The following is an 18,056-nucleotide window of genomic DNA, read 5'->3' as shown; positions in this document are numbered from 1 at the left end:
CTGGCTGAAGAACCTGTTCGGGCGCAAGCTCCTGTTGTCGAGCATCGGTCTGGTGCTGGTGTTCCTCGTCGGCGCCAGCTATCTGCTGGTGAGCGTCATGCGGGTGAACCCGCTGAAGTCCAATTACACCGTCACGGTGAATCTGGACCGCTCGGGTGGTCTGCAGCCCGGCAACGATGTGACGCTGCGCGGATACCGGATCGGCAAGGTGACCTCGATCGAGCTGACCGACCGCGGCCAGTCCATCGCCGCCAAGGCCCAGATCGACTCGAAGTACAAGATTCCGGTCGATACCGCGATCGCGGTGCAGGCGCTGTCCGGCGCGGGCGAGCAATACGTCGATTTCCGGCCGGGCACCGAGCAGGGGCCCTATCTTCGTGACGGTTCGGTCATCAAGTTCGATCCGGAGAAGATCAAGACCCCGACCCCGGTGTGGTCGGTGCTCGACAACTCCAGCGCGCTGATCGCGCAGATCGACCCGGACAAGTTCGGTGCCATCCTCTCCGAGCTCGACATCGCGCTCAGCGGCGGCCCTGATCAGTTGCGCGGCATGGTGAACGGCATCAGCCTGGCCATGGCGGGCTTCGATTCGCTGCTGCCGCAGACCCAGAACCTGATCACCAATCTGCGCACCATCGCGGACACCACCTCGCATGCCCAGCCCGATCTGGCCACGCTGACCCGCAATTCGGGTGCGCTGTTCACTCAGTTCAACAACGCCAACGCCGAATTGCAGACGATTCTCGAGCAGGCGCCCGGCCAGCTGACCAGTCTCGGCGCGGTGCTGGACAAGACCTCGGACCCGATCACCAGTCTGGCTGCCAATTTCTCGGCGATGACCAAGGCCGCGCAGTTGCGCATCCCGGCGCTGCAGGCCCTGTTCCCCTCGTTGAAGGTCGGTCTGTCGGCGGCGGGTGTGCCCGCGCACGACGGCGAATTCTTCACCATCGCCGACATCTGGGTTCGGCCGATCTGCCAGTACAAGCATGTGCCGTTGCGCAATGAGGTCATCCAGGACGGCTCGCTGCCCAAGTGGAACTACTGCGAGAGCCCGCCGCCCGGACTGCAGATTCGCGGTTCGGCGAACGCACCGCGACCGAACGTTCCCGACAATGGTGCCCAGGTACCGCCCAACGTGGATCCGAATGAAATGACCCTCCCGCCGGTGCGGTGAGTCGACCACCGCCGGCGACTGCGTACAGGTCGCTCGAAACAACCCGCCTCGGCAGCGCTGCCGCCGGGCGGGGATACTCGCCCGCAGAGTTCGAACGGTTCGCCGCATGCGAGCTGACGAGGCTGAATCGGTGTGCCAGGGCGCGCCGGGAAAGTGCAGGATTGTATCGATGTCCAACGATGATGCTGGAACCGACAACCCCGAATCGAAGCGGGACCCGGAGGCCGAGGACACCACTGCCGCCGACTCGACGGCACCGGACAGTCCGGTAGCCGACGATAAGACAGTCGAGCTCGGAAAGTCGGATGCCGCGGGGACTGCAGCCGCGGACAAAGATGCAGCCGAGACCAAGTCGGCTGAGAAGAAGACGGCGGAAGCCAAGCCCGCCGCCGACGCCGCCAAGGGTGGCTTCGGGGCTGTTCCGGTGGTTGCCGCCTTCGTGGCGGGCATTCTGCTGGTGGCCGCGGTAACCGCGGTCGCGGTGTTCTATCTGCAGGCCACCGATCGCGGCGACAAGCTGGACGCGCAAGCCGACGCGACCAAGGCTGCCTGCGAATATGGCCGTCTCATCTCCACTTACGACCCGGACACCATCGACGACTACCTGAAGAAGGTGGACGCCGCCTCGACCGGCGAGTGGAAGGAAACCTTCGGCAAGCTCGGCCAGGACCTCAAGGGTGTGGTCGTCGATGCCAAGGCCAAGTCGTCGACATACGACATGCAGTGCGGCTTCCAGTCCGGTGACAAGGACAAGGCCACCGTGCTCGTGGTGATCGGCCAGACCACCACCAATGTCAACATCGCCGCGGCGGGCAAGCCGCCGAGCCGAGTCGAACTCGTCGTGGTTGCCGGCCTGGCAAAGGACGGCGACAAGTGGCTGGTCAACAAGTTCGACCTGCCGATCCTCAAGCAGCTCGGCAATAACTGACCCGACCGAAGCGCCTCCGGCGGTGGGTTGAGACACCACCGCCGGAGGTCTTTCGGGCGGTCCTGCGCTCCGTTCGCGCCGGCGGACTCAGAACAGTGTCAATGTCTGAGGCGCCGCCGGTGCGACCGGCTTCCCCGCGGACCGCGGCCCGGGAGTCTTTTCTTTGTCGGGCTCGGCCACCTCGACCGGCGTCGACAGTTCGACCACCGTCGGCAGCTCGGGCACCGTCGGCAGCTCCGCGGCCGCCACTTCGCTGCCCGCGGCTGTCACCGCGGCCTGCCTGGCGGCCTCGCCCGCCAACTTGTCGGCCTGCTCGTTGAAGTAATTGCCGACATGGCCACGGACCCAGCGGAACCGGACCGGCCCGGGCCGGGTGGCGATGGCTCTATCGATCTGCTTGATGAGCTCGACATTCTTCACCGCGCCTCCGGTGGAGGTGCGCCACCCGTTGACCCGCCAGCCCGAGATCCACTCCGACGCGCATTTGATCGCGTAGAGCGAATCGCTCTCGATGAACAGGGGTTCTTCCCCGGGATGCGCGAGGATCGCCTCCAGCACCGCGCGTAGCTCCGCGACCTGATTGGTCCCGGACGCGGCTCCTCCACTGCGGGAAGAGCCCTGATGATTGACCCACGCCCAGCCGATGGCGCCACCGGGGTTGCGGAGGCAGGATCCGTCGGTGCTCACGATGATCATGGCTGGCACCCTACGCAATCCGACCGACAAGATCGGTACCGTGGAATTCCTCTATCTCCCTTCGCAACTGAGACTCGGTGCGGCGCAGCGCCGATTTTACGGCGGAGTCGACCAAACCGAGGCACAGGCGGCCGAGTAGGCCGCTCGGTGGAGCGTACTCCGCCTCGGACGTCAGCACCGACCGTCCGTAGCCGAGTGGATCGAATCTGAGTGTGAGTGTTCCCGTTAGCCGTCCGCGCAGCGTATAGCCGATTACCACATTGCGTCGGTACTCGGTGATCTCGCAGAGCACCGCCGGCCGCCACCAGGCCAGCCGCGCTGTGGTCGTGTAGCCCGCCCCGAGGCCGTGATCGATCTCCCCGGTCGGCTCGAAGCCGGCGACAGCGAACATCCAGTCCGGCACGAACAGATGGTTGTCCGTGTAGGTGAAGGCAACCTCGACAGGTGCTCCGACGTCACTCGCGTACTTGATGTGGCCCATAGGCCCTCCCTGTTCCACGGCTGCCGATAAAAGTACTACAGTTCTCCTCTTTATTGGGTTTATTGGGGGTTGCCGAGGATTTGGTTGGACAGCTTTCCGCATTGCGACCGGGCGGTTGCTTGGTTGCCGGATGGTGGCGGATCAGAGTTGATCGACCAAATGCTCGGCGATCGGCATGGCGGAGGTCGCCGCCGGTGACGGCGCATTGAGCACATGGATCGACCGCGGCGTGCGCTCGATCATGAAGTCGTGCACCAGAGTGCCGTCGCGCAGCACCGCCTGCGCCCGGATTCCTGCCTCGCGTGGCCGCAGGTCCGCGATCGTCAGCTCGGGACAGTACCGCCGACATTCGGCCAGGTAGCCGCGTTTGAACAGCGAGTTGCGCAACTCCCGCACCCCGGTGCGCAGATGGGTGCGGGCCACCCGGTGGACGCCGGGGAACCCGAGCACCTCGCGGGCGTCGCGGGCATTGACGCTGCCCTTGCGGTAGCCCTCCCTGGCCAGCCCGAGCACTGCGTTCGGGCCGACGGTCAGCTCGCCGTCGATGGTCGGGCTCAGATGTACACCGAGAAACGGCAGGTTCGGATCGGGGATCGGATAGATCAATGTCCGCACCAGCCCGGCGCGTTCGGCAGGCAGCTGGTAGTACTCGCCGCGGAACGGCACGATACGGAAATCGGTGCGCAGGCCCGCGAGCGCTGCCATTCGATCGGCCTGCAGACCGGCACACACCACCAGGGTGCGTGCGGTCCAGGAACCCGAAGGGCCCGCGATCGTCACCGCGTCATCGGTCTCGGTGATCGCATCGATCTCGGCGCCGAGCACAATCTGCCCGCCCGCCCGCCGGATCTCCTCCGCCAGCGCCGTGGTGATGCGGGTGTAGTCGACGATGCCGGTGCTCGGCACGAACAGCGCCCCGACCCCTGTCACATGTGGTTCGCGGCGAATGAGCTCGGCGGCGTCGATCAATTCGACATCCACCCCATTGGTCACCGACCGCTCGTGCAGCGCGAGCATTCGCTCGAATTCGGCGGCGTCGGTGGCCACCAGCAGCTTTCCGCACACCTCGAACGGAATCCCGTGCGCTGCGGCGAAATCCTTCGTCCACTGCGCACCCTGCCTGCACAGTCTCGCCTTCAAACTGTCGGGCGGATAGTAGATGCCGGAATGGATGACGCCGCTGTTGTGCCCGGTCTGATGGGTGGCCAACGCCGCGGCCTTGTCGACGAGCACCAGGCTGGCCCCGGGATGGCGCTGGAGAATCCGATGTGCCGTCGCCACACCGACGATCCCCCCACCGATCACGCAGAAGTCTGTTCCGCCCGGTGAGTCTCCCCCGCCGCTCCGCGATTCTTGCCGGTCGTGGGTGCCGCGACTGTTTCGTTGCGGGCCGGGGGTTGTGGGTGTGCCCGGTGAATTACCCATGTGCATACGAAATCAGTTGTTGCCATAGGTCGGCAACTGGATGTGGTCGTGCGTAGGTCAGACGTTGATGGTGCTCGGCGCGGTCTTCAGTTGCGGGTGCAGTGTCGAGTCCACAGGTGCGACCGGAGTTTCGGGTGCCGCCGTGTCGGCCGTCGTCGCACTGGTGACTGCGGATTCCTGCGGCGTCGCGTTCGGCGCGTCCTCTGGAGTCGGTGCGGTGTATCGGTTCAGGCGCAGTGCGTGCTCACCCAGGGTCGGGTCGGAAAACGTCACTGTGACCTGACCGTGGGTGTCGAGTTCGGTGCGCACCTGCGTGGTCGCGGCCGGGTCGTTGCCGACGCCGAGCCGGTCCCGGATCGGTGTGGACAGCAGGAAGTCCGACAGCACAGTCAGTGCGTTGGTGTCGACAGTGAAGGCGATGGTGTCGGCGCGGATCGGGGTCAATTGCGCACCGACATAGGTGGTACCGAGCCGGAGCTTTCCGGCCAGGCCTGCCGGAGTGCCGACGGCCGGATTGATATGTGGTGCAGCGATATTCGGGGGTGCAGCGGTCGTATCGACGGGCAGGTGCACGAATAGCGCAGGGAGATCGCGACTTCCGCCGGTCCGCAGGGCCTCGGAGATGGTGGGGCCTGCGTCGGCGGCGATGTCCTCGGCGGTCGTGGTAGGCGGTGCTGAGAGTTCGCTGCCTGCTCGATGGGTATCGGCCATCTGGTTCACGATGTAGGCCCCGGAGACAACGGTGAGGCTGAGACTGGCTGCGCCTGCGAGCACGATCGCGGCATGCCGAACGACCTGAGCAGGCTTGTGTGCAGTCACGATGCTTTTTCCTTCCCTCCGCCCCTGCTCCCCTTGCAGCGCGGCCCGCATCGTTGAAAGCCGTACACTTGTCCAGGTTACGGTGTTGCCTGTGGGGCTGCCGTATCGGTGAGAGCAGCATCACAAAGCCGGGCGAAGGGTGTCATCAGCGCCGGGATCGCGCATATTTTTCGGATGTTCGATGTTTCCGGCAGCTGACGGGCGGGTAAACCCACTTAGCTGGCGAGCGTCATTCTCGACTGCCACATCGAGACACCCCGGCCAACGGCGTCCGGCCGTCGACACGTACGGCGCACCCAAGTGTGGCGCTCGCCCGCTCCCGAAGCTTGAACGGGTGGTCGGGAAGTACGGCGGGTCAGGCGAACTGACCCGCCGTTCGGCCCTCTCCGGTATTTCCGGCAAACGCCTGCGCGATCGCCAGCCAGTCCGCGGCGTCCGCGCCGATTGTCTCCAGCGCCAGGTCGTCACGATGACGGCGCTGTGTCGCCAACAAACAGAAGTCGAGGGCGGGTCCGCTGACCCGCTGTGCGGCATCGGCGGGGCCCCACGCCCACAGGGTGCCGTCCGGCGCGGTGAGCTCTACTCGAAATTCCTCGGCAGGCGCGGTTTTGCCGTGCACGGAGTAGGCGAAATTCCTGGTGCGCACGCCGAGGTGGGCCACCGTGCGCAGCCTGGCGGTCGGTGTCCTGGTGACGCCGAGGGCGTCCGCCACGTCTTGGCCGTGCGCCCAGGTCTCCATGATCCTGGCGCTGATCATCGACGCCGCGCTCATCGGTGGGCCGAACCAGGCCAGCTTGGTGCCCGTGGGCACCGCGCGCAGGGCGGCGGCGAGGGCGGTCCGGCCCCGGCGCCAGCGCTCCAGCAATTCCGGCGGCGGCGTGGCGGCGGCGGCTTCGGCGGCCTCGTCCACAAAGGTCAGCGCCTTCGGTGCGGCCTCGGCAAGCATGTGTGCGAAGCCGGATCCGTCGGTGGCGGCGAGGATGGCCACCTCGTCGGTCCAGGCCAGATGGCCGATCTGATGTGAAATATCCCAGCCTGCGGCGGGCGTGGGAGTGGACCAGTCTGCCGGCGCCAGCGGCGCGACCAGGAGTTCGAGATCCGCGCATTCCGCTGCGAAGTCGCCGAGTAGCGCGTCGAGGTCAACCATCTGTTTCCTTGCCGGTCGCGGGCACACTGCTCGGTGCGCCGTCGCGCTTCAGCATCGCAGCGGGCCCAGAAAAATGCAAGCATGCGTGCTTGTATTTAGGGGAGGTGGTTACCAACCGAAAACGAGCAGGTGGGTCGCCCCCACGACCAGGCCCAGCACTGCGCCGTGCAGATAGAGCAGCCAGGCGTCTTGCTCGACCGAGGCGTAGAACATCTCCATGAACTCACCCGGTGTCAGGGTCTGAAGCTTGCGGGCGGCGAATTCGTCGATCTTTTTCGCCTGCTCGCGGGTGAACACCTCGTCCTCGACCAGACTCGGCGCCAAGCCGACCGCCGCGCCTGCCGCGCCGACCTTGAGGTTGTCGAACTGGCGGCGTCCGAAGGCCGCGCGCACCAACGAGGTGGTCGGGCCGAGCTGGCGATGGATCTCGTCGGCGATCAATCGCTCCAGCAGCCGGCGGGTCTTGTCGCCGTTGGGGCCCTCGAGCAGTTCCTTCGACAGATTCGGCAGGGTCAACACCTGATAGGCAAGGATGTGCGCGAGGTCGGTCGCGGCCTGTGGCTGCCGCTTGGCCAGCAGCGCCTGCCGCCACAAGTACTTGTAGCGCGGCTGCGGATCACCCGGCTCGAACACCATCTTGACCGCGATCACATTCACGATGACGCCGATCGCCGCGCCCGCAAGCAGCACGATCACCCAGCCCGGCACCCAGCCGAGCACCGGAATATGGCCGTGTGCGTGCAGATACAGAGCGAGCAGCAGGCCGAACGGTGCGCCGAGCAAACCGACTCGCACCATGAACTTCAGTTCGGGCGCCGCGATGGTGGTGGTCAGGTCCTTCAGGATGTACGGATTCTCCTGCAGGTACCGGATGACGAAACTCTTGATATCGATGAGCTGATCGACATTGTCGCCGAGTGATTCGAAGGCGCGCCTGCACAGGGCGGGTAGTTCGCGATCCACTCTTTGATAGACAAGCTGCTTCATCGCGCGCGGCATGGTGCGCCACAGATCCGGGTTCTCCCGGTACATCAGCTCGTCGACCAGCGGCTGCACCTGTTTGCTCGCGAGTATTGCTATGTAGTCGGCGATTCCGTCCAAATCCAGTTCGTGGATGAAATCCTTCGGGCTGCCGATCCGCATCAATGCCTTATCGACACAGATGCTTGCCATCTTTTCTGCGCGCGCCGGAATAAATCCCTGGAATCCGAGCCTGCGCCCGTCTCCCGAAAATGTCGGCAGCACCTGGACCCGGCGCGGGAAATAGGGATACAACACGTGCAGACCCGGGATCCGGACACCGCGGAATGCGACGGGCCAGAACAACATCAGCACGCCGGTCCAGTTGGTGAGCCAGCCCGCCAATGCGCTGAATATAGGGAAAGTAATCAGATCGACGGTGAACTTGGACTGTCCGGTCAGATTTTCCCAGTCGATGAATACACCGGAGGCGATCACTGACATCGCGGAGTCTCCCTAGTGCTGACCGGGTAGTGACATATCGAGGCTCCAACATTCTCATTGGCTCCGGTGGGGTGTCAACGCGGGCCCGTGCGGTCGTGACGGCTCACGACCGCGACCCCGAACTCGGTCGGAGTCCGGGGTCGCGTCGATGCGAGCACCTGCTCAGTGCGGCTCGTTGGCCTCGTTGTCGGTCGATACTTTTCGGATCTCGATGCCGTGACCGGCGAACCAGGCCTGAAGGCGTTGGATTCGCACTCGAGAGGCGTCCGAATGGGAATCCGGAACGGTAGTCGGACTAGTCGTATGGGTCTGTGCGCCAGCTGTCCCAGAGGAGATCGCCTGCGAAGGCGAGATCGTCGTAGTTGACGTTTCCCTCGGGGAACATCGGCTCCAGATACTCTGCGAACCGGTCCGTAGACCACGCAATACCCCTGGTGCGGATCGGCGCCTCCTGCGGCCGCTCGATCTGCCCCGCCACCGGGTCGACATCGCCCATAGTCCGCCCCATCTTCATCGCTTCAGTGCGATCGCTCTCGTTCAGCGATCGACGTCTCGTGTCCTACAACATGGTTGGACGTGGCGAATGGGCGATTGGTTCCATCGACTTGTCGCTGGAGACATCGATACCGGTCGCGCTGGCTGGATGGCCGCTGGGAGAGGTGTAGCGGCTGGACCGAGACTCTCGCCGATATTCGACGATTCGCCCTGAGCGAACGTGGCGAGTAGGCCGGAACAAACGTGGAACCGCCGGGGTTGACTGGGCATCGCTCAACTTTTGGAAGGGTCGAACACGTGACTACACCACAGAACCTGCCGGTGCTGTTCCTGACCGATCCGATCGTGCTGCCGGGCATGGTCGTGCCCATCGAACTGGACGAATCGGCGCAGGCCGCCATCGACGCCGCGCGGGCGGCGAAGACCGAAGCGGTGCTGCTCGCGCCGCGACTGACCGAGGGCTACGCCTCCTACGGCGTCGTCGCCACCATCGAACAGGTCGGACGGATGCGCGGCGGCGCACCGGCTGCGGTGTTGAAGGCCGAACGGCGCGCGAAGATCGGCCACGGGGTGACCGGGCCAGGCGCTGCGCTCTGGGTCGAGGCCGAAGCGGTCGAATCGCCCGCGGCCGATGGGCGCACCAAAGAACTTGCGGCCGAATACAAGAAGCTGGTCGTCTCGGTGCTGCAGCGCCGCGAGGCCTGGCAGATCATCGACGCGGTCAATCAGTTGACCGACCCGTCGGCGATCGCCGACACTGCGGGCTACGCACCGTACCTGAGCAACGACCAGAAGCGGGAACTGCTCGAAACCCCCGAGGCCGGCAAGCGTTTGACCACGCTGATCGAATGGACCAAGGCGCATATCGCCGAGGCCGAGGTCACCGAGAAGATCAGCGACGACGTGCGCGAGGGCCTGGAGAAGAGCCAACGCGAATTCCTGCTGCGTCAGCAGCTCAACGCCATTCGGAAGGAACTCGGCGAAGACGAGCCCGATGGCGCCGACGACTACCGGACCAGGGTCGAGCAGGCGGACCTGCCCGAGGACGTCCGCGCAGAGGCCTTGCGCGAGGTCGGCAGGCTGGAGCGGGCCAGCGATCAGAGCCCGGAATCCGGCTGGATCCGAACCTGGCTCGACACCGTGCTCGAGCTGCCGTGGACAGTGAAAACTACTGACAGCACCGATGTCTCGGCTGCCCGTGCGGTACTGGACGCCGATCACCACGGACTCGACGAGGTGAAGGACCGCATGGTCGAGTACCTGGCGGTGCGTTCCCGGCGGGCCTCTCGTGGTCTGGAGGTTGTCGGTGGGCGCGGCTCGGGCGCGGTGCTCGCGCTGGTCGGTCCGCCCGGTGTCGGCAAGACCTCGCTGGGTGAGTCCGTGGCACGCGCTATGGGCCGCAAGTTCGTTCGCGTCGCCCTCGGCGGCGTGCGCGACGAGGCGGAGATCCGTGGCCACCGCCGCACCTACGTCGGCGCGCTGCCCGGTCGGATCGTGCGTGCGATGAAGGAAGCGGGTTCGATGAATCCCGTTGTCCTGCTGGATGAGATCGACAAGGTCGGCTCCGACTTCCGTGGCGATCCGGCGGCCGCATTGCTCGAGGTGCTCGATCCGGCGCAGAACCACACCTTCCGCGACCACTACCTGGATCTGGATCTGGACCTGTCGGATGTGCTTTTCATCGCGACGGCCAATGTCATGGACACCATCCCCGGCCCGCTGCTGGACCGGATGGAACTGATCACCGTCGACGGCTACACCGAGGACGACAAGGTCGACATCGCCCGCGACTTCCTGGTGCCGAGGCAGCTGGAACGCAACGCACTGACCACCGACGAGGTGACCATCACCGACGCGGCACTGCGTGAGATCGCCGCGAACTACACCAGGGAAGCCGGTGTGCGGCAGCTGGAGCGGCTGATCGCGAAGGCTTTGCGTAAGGCAGCGACTCGGCTGTCGGAGGTCGGAACCGACTCGGCCGCAGCCAAATCGGTGGTGACCGATCTGGGTTATGGCGCAGAACTGGGCTATGACGCAGTGAAATCCGCACCGGATGACGCGCTGACGATCGACCTGGGCGATCTGAAGGAATACCTGGGCCGTCCGCGATTCACCCCCGACTCGGTGGAACGTACCGCGGTGCCCGGCGTGGCAACCGGACTGGCGGTGACCGGTCTCGGCGGCGACGTCCTCTACATCGAGGCCAATGCTGCGGAGGGCGAGCGGTCGCTCACCCTGACCGGTCAACTCGGCGATGTGATGAAGGAGTCGGCGCAGATCGCCCTCACCTATGTGCGCTCGCACCTGGAAGAGATCGGCATCGAACCGTCGGTGCTCGATCGCAATATCCACGTGCACTTCCCGGCGGGCGCGGTGCCGAAGGACGGTCCTTCGGCGGGCGTCACCATGGTCACCGCGCTGGTGTCGCTCGCATTGGGCAGGCAGGTCCGTGCCGATGTCGGCATGACCGGTGAGGTCACGCTGAACGGCAGGGTGCTGCCGATCGGCGGCGTGAAGCAGAAGTTGCTCGCCGCTCAGCGCGCCGGTCTGAAGACGGTGTTCATCCCGGCCCGCAACGAGCCGGACCTGGACGATGTCCCCGCAGATGTGCTGGCGGCCTTGGACGTTCGCCCCGTCGCCGACGTGGCCGACATCCTGGCCTACGCCATCGAACCGGTCGCCGAGCCGGCGCTGGACGGCCGCACCCTGGCGGCCACCGCCTGATCCGGCCGAAACGGGCCGTGCACGAGAATTCCGTGCACGGCCCGTTTTTCGTCTCGCGAACCGATCAGTTGCCGTTGTTCGGCAGGTCCCGGTCCACGGTGCGGGTGGTGCCCTGGGCGAGGGCGCACAGTACCGGCTCGGAATCGTCGCTCTCGGCGAAGATTTCGCAGTTGACGACGGCTTGGCGGCGGGTCGACCCGCTGACGACCGCCTCGGCGCGCAGCCGGACGCCCGCGGCCGGACGCAGGTAGGTGATGGTGAAGCCACCGGTCAGCACGTTTGCCCCGAGGACCGTTCCGGCCGCGAAGGTCAGCGCATTGTCGGCAAGATAGGACAGCACGCCGCCGTGCACGAAACCGAATTGCTGGCCGAGTTCCTTGCGGATCGGCACGACCAGCGTGGCGGCGCCGTCGCCGAACGCGGTGAGCTCGGTGCCGACCAATTCGGCGAAGGGCTGGCGGGCCAGCACCTGCTTGGCGAGTTCGATGTCGAGGGTGAACGTATCGGCGGTCATCGGTGCTCCGTTCATGCGGATTTCGGGTCCGTGCGGATTTCGGTTCCGGTTGCTCAGTGATTCGAGACGCCGAGCGACTGCCAGGCAGCCTCGGCCAGTTCGTCGGCGACATCCCGTGGTGCGATGCGCATGTCACCGCCGAGCCACTGCCGCGTGTACTCCTGGGCGGGGCCCAGCCACAGGGCATAGACGAGATCGAGGCTCAGATCACGCACCGCGCCGTACCCGGCATGGGTCCGCCACCAGCGCGTCACATTCGTCATGAATTCGCGGTTGCTCTCGCTCTCGCGTACCCCCGGCGGCCGGGCTGCGGTGAGAACCTTTGCCCGGTATTGGTTTTCGGCAACCCAGCGCAGATGCTCGCGCACGCCTGCTGTGATGCCCTCCCGTGCGTCGGTGCTGTCGCCGACCGCGCGCCAGAAGTGCCGCTGATAGTCGGTGAGTGCGTACGCCCACACCTCGCGGTACAGATCGGCCTTGTCCGGGAAGTGGTGATAGAGCGCGCCGACGCTCGCACCCGCCGCGTCGCGGATCTGGGTCAGTGTCGTTTCGAGCGCCCCCCGTTCCGCGAACTGCCGCTCGGCTGCCAGCAGCAACCGATCTCGAATCTTCATATCCAGAATTTAGTTCTGTTTTTCGGGTGACGCAATGGGTCTGGGCGGAATATCTGCAGCTTGTCGGTGTCGTGCGGTATGACGGACAGGTGGCCAGATGGCTGTTGCACGTCGATCTCGATCAGTTTCAGGCGGCGGTGGAGTTCCGCCGTCATCCGGAGTTGCGCGGACTGCCGGTCATCGTCGGCGGCAACGGTGACCCGACCGAACCACGCAAGGTGGTGACCTGTGCGTCCTACCCCGCCCGCGCGTTCGGCGTCCGTGCCGGGATGGCCCTGCGCAGTGCGCAGCGCAAATGCCCCGACGGTGTGTTCCTGCCCTTGGACATGGCCACTTATGAGGAGGCCTCCGACGAGGTGATGTCGCTGCTGCGGACCTTTCCGGGGCGTGTCGAAGTGTGGGGCTGGGACGAGGCATTTCTCGCCGCCGACACCGACGACCCGGAGGCATTGGCATGCGAGATCCGCAGTGCCATAGCGGAATTGGATCTCACCTGTTCCATCGGTATCGGCGACAACAAGCTGACCGCCAAACTCGCCACCGGTTTCGCCAAGTCCGCAGGCAAGTCCTCGGCGCAACCGGACGACAGCGCGGGTACGGCCGAGGGCGTCTTCCGGCTCACCGCGGCGAACTGGACCGAGGTGATGGCGCACCGGCCGACGCATGCCCTGTGGGGCATCGGAAATCGGATCGCGGCCCGCATGGCCGAACTCGGCATCGAGACGGTCGCCGATCTGATGGCGGCAGACCGGCATCGCCTCGCCGCCGAGTTCGGCCCTAACACCGGCCCGTACCTCTGGGTGCTCGGGCGCGGCAAGGGCGACACCGATGTGACGACCGATCCGCGAGTTCCGGTGGGCCGCAGCAAGTCCGAGACCTTCCCACACGACCTCACCGATCCCGGCGACATCCGCGCCCAGGTCGCACGATTGGCCACCGAGGTCGCCGAGGAGATGGCCGAGGCCGGTCGTATCAGCATCCGGGTCTCGGTCACCGTCCGGACCAACACCTTCTACACCCGCAGCAAACAGGCGAAGCTTCCGGAGCCGACCGCCGATATCGCCGGGATCGTGGAAACCGCGCTCCGCATCATCGACCGCTTCGACCTGGACCGCCCGATTCGGCTGCTCGGCGTCCGCGTCGAACTCGTGCCGGAATGATCGACGTGCCGCCGACCCCGTTCGACGGCAAGTTCTGCCCCAGCGCATGCCGACGCTCGTATGCTCGTCGACATGGAGTTCTGGGCGATGGTGGCACACGAATCGGACAGCGGGATCGTGCTCACGCGGCAACAGGTCGACGAGGACTTCCTCGGGCCCGGCGATGTGACGATCAAAGTGCATTACTCGAGTGCAAACTTCAAGGACGGCCTGGCGATCACCCCCGGCGGCGGTGTGGTCCGGAAATACCCGATCATCCCCGGCATCGATATCACCGGTGAGGTCGTCTCTTCCGAGGACGACGACTTCGCCCCCGGTGATCTGGTGGTGGCGCACGGCTACGACATCGGCGTCTCGCACAACGGTGGCTTCGCCGAGTACGCCAGGGTCCCCGCCGATTGGGTCGTGAAGCTCGACGGCTTGAGCACCCGCGACGCCGCCGCGCTCGGTACCGCCGGCTTCACCGCCGCTTTGAGCGTGCAAGGGCTGCTCGATCGCGAGCTCACCCCGGAAACCGGCCCGGTGCTCGTCACCGGCGCGACCGGCGGCGTCGGCAGCGTCGCCATCGACATTCTGTCCGGTCTCGGTTTCGAGGTGATCGCCTCTACCGGCAAAACCGACGCGGCCGACCTGCTCGCCGAACTGGGCGCCAACGAAGTGATCGGCAGGTTGCCGACGGACCCGGATGCCACCCTGCGCCCCCTGACAAAGGCCGCGTGGGCCGGTGCCGTGGACAGCGTCGGCGGCAAATCCCTCGCCTACATTCTCAGCGCAATCGGCTACGGCGGCGCAGTGGCGGTCAGCGGCCTCACCGGCGGCTCGGATCTGCCGACCACCGTTATGCCCTTCATCCTGCGCGGCGTCGCCCTCCTCGGCATCGACTCCGCCTATGTCCCCAGCGACAAGCGCCGCGCTCTGTGGGCTCGTCTCGGCAACGACCTACGGCCCCAACATCTTTCGACGATCGAGCACTTGTCCCCCATCACCGACGCCGAACAAGTACTGCGCTCTATCCAGAGCGGCACCCACTCCGGCCGCACGGTCTTCGGCGTCGCGGGCGAATTCTGATCAAGCCGGACCGTCCGACAACGGGGAACCACAGCTATTTCGCCCGCTGGAAGCCAGTGCCTACCTGATCAGGCTTCGGGCATCTGTGCGGAGTATGCGGAGCACCATGCAGAGCTGCGACTATAACGGCCCTTCGCTAGTGAAGTTGTCGATGACCAGGACCAACATGCTGAGGCGCAGCACGATCAGGATCCACCAGCGCCGCGGGTTACGGGCCTCGATCGCGTCCCTCGGAAACTCTCTCAACGGTGTTGCGTACGATGTTCTTGCTATGCGAACTCTGTACGAATGAATGTCGAGCGTTCGCAACGGGGAACGTCGTGCGCTAAGCTGACGGCATCGAAAGGAGTCGGCATGCCCGTCGAGAAGCAGCAGGTCGGATCGGTCTGGACGCGCCCGCGGCGTGGCAGGGAACAGCCTGCGCTGACCAGAGAACAGATCGTGGCGGAGGCCGTCGCGCTCTTGGACGCCGAAGGCATGGAAGCGCTGAGCATGCGTCAGCTCGGCGCCCGCCTCAATGCGGGCGCCACCTCGCTGTACCGGCATGTGGCCAACCGCGACGAGCTCATCGAATTGGTCGTCGACGAGGTGTACGGCGAGATCCGGGTCCCCGAGATCGAGGCGCGGGCGCAGTGGCGCGCAGCCACCGAGCAGTGCGCGGCGAGTCTACGGGCGATGATCCTGCATCACCCGTGGATGGCCTCGACGCTCGGCCAGGTCGGACTCTCATACCTGGGCCCGAATGTCATGCGGCTCAACGACCGCATGCTCGCGCTGTTCGAAGTGGGCGGATTTGCAGCGGATGAACGCAGCGACGCGATCGGTGCCGTCATCAGCTATGTCATCGGCATCGGTATCAGCGAGGCCGCGTGGCTGACCTTGCTGACCCGCAGCGGTCAGACCGAGGTCGAACTGGTTGCCAGCCTGCGGCCCGCCGCCGAGCAGGCCGCCGCCGACTACCCGAGATTGCGGCAGACGGACGCGACCGGCACGTGGAACCAGGACCCGACGGCCGCGCGCGACCGCCAGTTCACCTACGGGCTCGATCGAATCCTGGACGGGCTGGAATCCCGGCGCAACCGCTGACCTCAGGCGGCGACGGTGACGGGGTCCTGCGCGAACTGGGTGCGGTACAGCTCGGCGTAGCGCCCATCGGCGGCCAGCAACTGAGTATGCGTGCCGCGCTCCACGATTCGGCCGTCCTCCAGCACCAGGATCTGGTCGGCGGCGCGAATCGTGGACAGCCGGTGCGCGATGACCAGTGCGGTCCGCCCGGCCAGCGCTTCGGAAAGTGCTTCCTGGACAGCGGCTTCGGAGGTCGAATCCAGCGAGGCGGTCGCCTCGTCGAGGATTACCACCCGCGGTTGCTTGAGCAGCAGTCGTGCGATGGTCAGACGCTGACGTTCGCCACCGGAGAGCCGGTAGCCGCGCTCACCGACGACGGTGTCCAGTCCGTCCTGCAGTGAGTCCACCAGAGTGCGTAACCTGGCCCGCTCCAAGGCGTCCCACAGCTCGGCTTCGGTCGCCTCCGGCCGCGCGAGCAGCAGGTTGGCGCGGACAGTGTCGTGGAACAGATGCCCATCCTGGGTGACGAGCCCGACGGTCTCGCGGATCGAGGTCGTGGTCAGGTCGCGCACGTCGGTGCCGTTCAATCGCACCGCGCCGCCGTCCACGTCGTAGAGCCGGGAAACGAGCTGGGCCACAGTGGACTTCCCCGCGCCCGAGGACCCGACCAATGCGACCAGCTGACCGGGCTCGGCCCGCAGCGACACCTGGTGCAGCACTTCCACTCCGCCGCGACTGTCCAGCGTCGCAACATCTTCCAGCGAGGCCAGCGACACCTTGTCGGCGGAGGGATAGCCGAAGGTGACATTGTCCAACTCCACCGCGACCGGTCCTTCGGGCACCGCGACCGCCCCCGGCGCGTCCTCGATCAGCGGCTTCAGGTCGAGAACCTCGAACACCCGCTCAAAACTCACCAGCGCGGCCATGACCTCCATTCGGGCGCTCGCCAGCGCCGTCAGCGGTGTGTAGAGCCTGGTCAACAGCAGCGACAGCGACACAACCGCGCCCGCGTCGAGCTGGCCGCGCAGTGCGTACCAGCCGCCGAGTCCGTAGACCAGCGCGAGCGCGAGCGCGGAAACCAGCGTGAGCGAGGTGACGAACACGGTCTGCAGCATTGCGGTGCGCACACCGATATCGCGCACCCGGCGGGCCCGCAGCGCGAACTCGTCGGACTCCTGCTGCGGCCGACCGAACAGCTTCACCAGGGTCGCGCCCGGCGCGGAGAACCGCTCGGTCATCTGCGTGCTCATGGCGGCATTGAGACCGGCCGCCTCGCGCTGCAGACCGGCGAGCCGGTTGCCCATGCGGCGGGCGGGAATCACGAAGACCGGGAGCAGCACCAGCGCGAGCAACGTGATCTGCCAGGAGATCCGCACCATCACCGCGAGCGTGAGCGCCAGCGTCACCAGATTGGTCACCACCCCGGAGAGGGTGTCGCTGAATGCGCGCTGTGCACCGATCACATCGCTGTTGAGCCTGCTGACCAGCGCACCGGTCCGCGTCCGTGTGAAGAACGCCACCGGCATTTTCTGCACGTGATCGAACACCGCCGTGCGCAGATCCAGGATCAGCCCCTCACCGATGCGCGAGGACAGCCACCGCACGATCACGCCGAGCGCGGCGTCGATCACCGCGAGCCCGCCGATCACGAGCGCGAGAGTGACCACCACCCGCGGCGCGGCACCGCCGACGATGTCGTTGACCACCCGCCCCGCCAGCACCGGCGTGGCCACTGCCAACAGTGCGGAAACCACACTGAACAGCAGGAACGCGCTGATCCGGCGCCGATGCGGCCCGGCGAATCGCAGGATCCGCTTGGCGGTGGCCAGCCGGAACGGCCGCTGTTCGTCGGGCGCGTTCATCCGCCGATACATCTGGCTATAAGCCACCGACTCGATACTCACGTCGTAACTCCCTCTCGCTCCCCACCATCAAACCTCTGGCCACCGACACTAAGACCTGAACAAAGGTTTAGGGCAAGCCCATTCCCCACCCTGCACCGGCGCATCGCTCACTCCCGATGCCTCCGTGCCGACTGCACACCCCCGCGCCAACCACACACTCCGTGCAAGCAGGTGCGCACGTGCAACAACAACAGGTGTCCAGTCGCCCGAAACGCATCCACAGCCAGATGGCCACGCTGGAAGGCGCCACTGCCTCCCGAACTGCGGGAGGCAGTCGGGGTACAGCACTCGACGCACCCCGCGCTGCTCGGTGAACCCCCAGCGAGCGAGCCTGTTCGGCCCGTCTTCGTCAGGTACACCCGTTCGCCTCGTCCCGCG

Annotated in this window: 17 protein-coding genes; 6 read left to right on the top strand and 11 right to left on the bottom strand. The window is 65.9% G+C overall.

Going from position 1 to position 18,056, the window contains the following annotated elements; translation table 11 throughout:
• The first annotated feature begins 4 nt into the window (after window positions 1-4).
• Window positions 5-1,174, top strand: a complete 1,170-nt coding sequence (locus tag ACLMAL_RS04765) for an MlaD family protein (RefSeq protein ID WP_411998141.1) — start codon at window positions 5-7, stop codon at window positions 1,172-1,174.
• 169 nt (window positions 1,175-1,343) lie between these two features.
• Window positions 1,344-2,102, top strand: a complete 759-nt coding sequence (locus ACLMAL_RS04760) for a hypothetical protein (protein ID WP_411997964.1) — start codon at window positions 1,344-1,346, stop codon at window positions 2,100-2,102.
• Window positions 2,103-2,189: 87 nt separating this feature from the next.
• Here the strand turns inward: ACLMAL_RS04760 and ACLMAL_RS04755 are convergent, their stop codons facing one another.
• The 7 genes from ACLMAL_RS04755 to ACLMAL_RS04725 all read right to left on the bottom strand — a co-directional run bounded on the left by ACLMAL_RS04755 (window position 2,190) and on the right by ACLMAL_RS04725 (window position 8,630).
• Complete coding sequence (locus ACLMAL_RS04755; RefSeq protein ID WP_328407660.1) at window positions 2,190-2,798, bottom strand: ribonuclease H; 609 nt, start codon at window positions 2,796-2,798, stop codon at window positions 2,190-2,192.
• A 10-nt stretch (window positions 2,799-2,808) separates the two neighbouring features.
• Entirely contained in the window at window positions 2,809-3,279 is a 471-nt protein-coding gene (locus ACLMAL_RS04750) for an SRPBCC family protein (protein ID WP_411997963.1), read from the bottom strand.
• 141 nt (window positions 3,280-3,420) lie between these two features.
• Window positions 3,421-4,584 carry an L-2-hydroxyglutarate oxidase gene (lhgO, locus tag ACLMAL_RS04745; RefSeq protein WP_411997962.1) on the bottom strand — a complete coding sequence of 388 codons (1,164 nt, stop codon included), beginning with the start codon at window positions 4,582-4,584 and terminating at the stop codon, window positions 3,421-3,423.
• Window positions 4,585-4,761: 177 nt separating this feature from the next.
• Window positions 4,762-5,523: a hypothetical protein gene (locus ACLMAL_RS04740; RefSeq protein WP_411997961.1), complete on the bottom strand. Its 762-nt coding sequence runs from the start codon at window positions 5,521-5,523 to the stop codon at window positions 4,762-4,764.
• Window positions 5,524-5,878: 355 nt separating this feature from the next.
• Complete coding sequence (locus ACLMAL_RS04735) at window positions 5,879-6,670, bottom strand: TIGR03084 family metal-binding protein (RefSeq protein ID WP_411997960.1); 792 nt, start codon at window positions 6,668-6,670, stop codon at window positions 5,879-5,881.
• A gap of 108 nt (window positions 6,671-6,778) precedes the next feature.
• The gene (locus ACLMAL_RS04730; protein ID WP_411997959.1) at window positions 6,779-8,134 is read right to left on the bottom strand and encodes a hypothetical protein; all 1,356 of its coding nucleotides are present in this window, start codon (window positions 8,132-8,134) and stop codon (window positions 6,779-6,781) included.
• Window positions 8,135-8,429: 295 nt separating this feature from the next.
• The gene (locus ACLMAL_RS04725; protein WP_411997958.1) at window positions 8,430-8,630 is read right to left on the bottom strand and encodes a hypothetical protein; all 201 of its coding nucleotides are present in this window, start codon (window positions 8,628-8,630) and stop codon (window positions 8,430-8,432) included.
• Window positions 8,631-8,986: 356 nt separating this feature from the next.
• Here ACLMAL_RS04725 and lon point away from each other — a divergent pair, with 356 nt between their 5' ends.
• Complete coding sequence (gene lon / locus ACLMAL_RS04720; protein ID WP_411998140.1) at window positions 8,987-11,353, top strand: endopeptidase La; 2,367 nt, start codon at window positions 8,987-8,989, stop codon at window positions 11,351-11,353.
• A 64-nt stretch (window positions 11,354-11,417) separates the two neighbouring features.
• Here lon and ACLMAL_RS04715 read toward each other — a convergent pair whose 3' ends face one another.
• Both ACLMAL_RS04715 and ACLMAL_RS04710 read right to left on the bottom strand, forming a co-directional pair.
• On the bottom strand, window positions 11,418-11,867 hold the full coding sequence (locus ACLMAL_RS04715) for a PaaI family thioesterase (protein ID WP_411997957.1): 450 nt from the start codon (window positions 11,865-11,867) through the stop codon (window positions 11,418-11,420).
• 53 nt (window positions 11,868-11,920) lie between these two features.
• Window positions 11,921-12,481: a TetR/AcrR family transcriptional regulator gene (locus ACLMAL_RS04710; protein ID WP_411997956.1), complete on the bottom strand. Its 561-nt coding sequence runs from the start codon at window positions 12,479-12,481 to the stop codon at window positions 11,921-11,923.
• Window positions 12,482-12,570: 89 nt separating this feature from the next.
• Here ACLMAL_RS04710 and ACLMAL_RS04705 point away from each other — a divergent pair, with 89 nt between their 5' ends.
• Both ACLMAL_RS04705 and ACLMAL_RS04700 read left to right on the top strand, forming a co-directional pair.
• Window positions 12,571-13,641, top strand: coding sequence for a DNA polymerase IV (locus ACLMAL_RS04705; protein WP_411998139.1), 1,071 nt, complete (start codon window positions 12,571-12,573; stop codon window positions 13,639-13,641).
• A 72-nt stretch (window positions 13,642-13,713) separates the two neighbouring features.
• Window positions 13,714-14,709 (top strand): oxidoreductase, encoded by a 996-nt coding sequence (locus ACLMAL_RS04700; RefSeq protein ID WP_411997955.1) that lies wholly within the window; start codon window positions 13,714-13,716, stop codon window positions 14,707-14,709.
• A gap of 120 nt (window positions 14,710-14,829) precedes the next feature.
• On the opposite strand, the gene ACLMAL_RS04695 is transcribed toward ACLMAL_RS04700, so the two are convergent.
• Window positions 14,830-14,955, bottom strand: coding sequence for a hypothetical protein (locus tag ACLMAL_RS04695; RefSeq protein ID WP_411997954.1), 126 nt, complete (start codon window positions 14,953-14,955; stop codon window positions 14,830-14,832).
• A 108-nt stretch (window positions 14,956-15,063) separates the two neighbouring features.
• On the opposite strand from ACLMAL_RS04695, the gene ACLMAL_RS04690 reads away from it, so the two are divergent.
• Window positions 15,064-15,795 carry a TetR/AcrR family transcriptional regulator gene (locus ACLMAL_RS04690; RefSeq protein ID WP_411997953.1) on the top strand — a complete coding sequence of 244 codons (732 nt, stop codon included), beginning with the start codon at window positions 15,064-15,066 and terminating at the stop codon, window positions 15,793-15,795.
• Window positions 15,796-15,797: 2 nt separating this feature from the next.
• Here ACLMAL_RS04690 and ACLMAL_RS04685 read toward each other — a convergent pair whose 3' ends face one another.
• The gene (locus ACLMAL_RS04685) at window positions 15,798-17,648 is read right to left on the bottom strand and encodes an ABC transporter ATP-binding protein (RefSeq protein ID WP_406239079.1); all 1,851 of its coding nucleotides are present in this window, start codon (window positions 17,646-17,648) and stop codon (window positions 15,798-15,800) included.
• Between the last annotated feature and the right edge of the window lie 408 nt (window positions 17,649-18,056).

This window comes from Nocardia sp. CWNU-33, assembly GCF_046764895.1.
Taxonomy (GTDB): Bacteria; Actinomycetota; Actinomycetes; order Mycobacteriales; family Mycobacteriaceae; genus Nocardia.
Note: the sequence above shows the minus strand (reverse complement) of the source record. Positions and strands in the feature narration are given on the sequence as shown.

What these genes read in the sequence shown, in the direction of transcription:
- lon (WP_411998140.1), top strand. Translation starts at nt 8,987, where the DNA reads ATGGTCGTGCCCATCGAACTGGACGAATCGGCGCAGGCCGCCATCGAC.
- ACLMAL_RS04730 (WP_411997959.1), bottom strand. Translation starts at nt 8,134, where the DNA reads ATGTCAGTGATCGCCTCCGGTGTATTCATCGACTGGGAAAATCTGACC.
- ACLMAL_RS04750 (WP_411997963.1), bottom strand. Translation starts at nt 3,279, where the DNA reads ATGGGCCACATCAAGTACGCGAGTGACGTCGGAGCACCTGTCGAGGTT.
- ACLMAL_RS04725 (WP_411997958.1), bottom strand. Translation starts at nt 8,630, where the DNA reads ATGGGCGATGTCGACCCGGTGGCGGGGCAGATCGAGCGGCCGCAGGAG.
- ACLMAL_RS04685 (WP_406239079.1), bottom strand. Translation starts at nt 17,648, where the DNA reads ATGTATCGGCGGATGAACGCGCCCGACGAACAGCGGCCGTTCCGGCTG.
- ACLMAL_RS04715 (WP_411997957.1), bottom strand. Translation starts at nt 11,867, where the DNA reads ATGACCGCCGATACGTTCACCCTCGACATCGAACTCGCCAAGCAGGTG.
- ACLMAL_RS04760 (WP_411997964.1), top strand. Translation starts at nt 1,344, where the DNA reads ATGTCCAACGATGATGCTGGAACCGACAACCCCGAATCGAAGCGGGAC.
- ACLMAL_RS04710 (WP_411997956.1), bottom strand. Translation starts at nt 12,481, where the DNA reads ATGAAGATTCGAGATCGGTTGCTGCTGGCAGCCGAGCGGCAGTTCGCG.
- ACLMAL_RS04700 (WP_411997955.1), top strand. Translation starts at nt 13,714, where the DNA reads ATGGAGTTCTGGGCGATGGTGGCACACGAATCGGACAGCGGGATCGTG.
- ACLMAL_RS04690 (WP_411997953.1), top strand. Translation starts at nt 15,064, where the DNA reads ATGCCCGTCGAGAAGCAGCAGGTCGGATCGGTCTGGACGCGCCCGCGG.
- ACLMAL_RS04735 (WP_411997960.1), bottom strand. Translation starts at nt 6,670, where the DNA reads ATGGTTGACCTCGACGCGCTACTCGGCGACTTCGCAGCGGAATGCGCG.
- ACLMAL_RS04755 (WP_328407660.1), bottom strand. Translation starts at nt 2,798, where the DNA reads ATGATCATCGTGAGCACCGACGGATCCTGCCTCCGCAACCCCGGTGGC.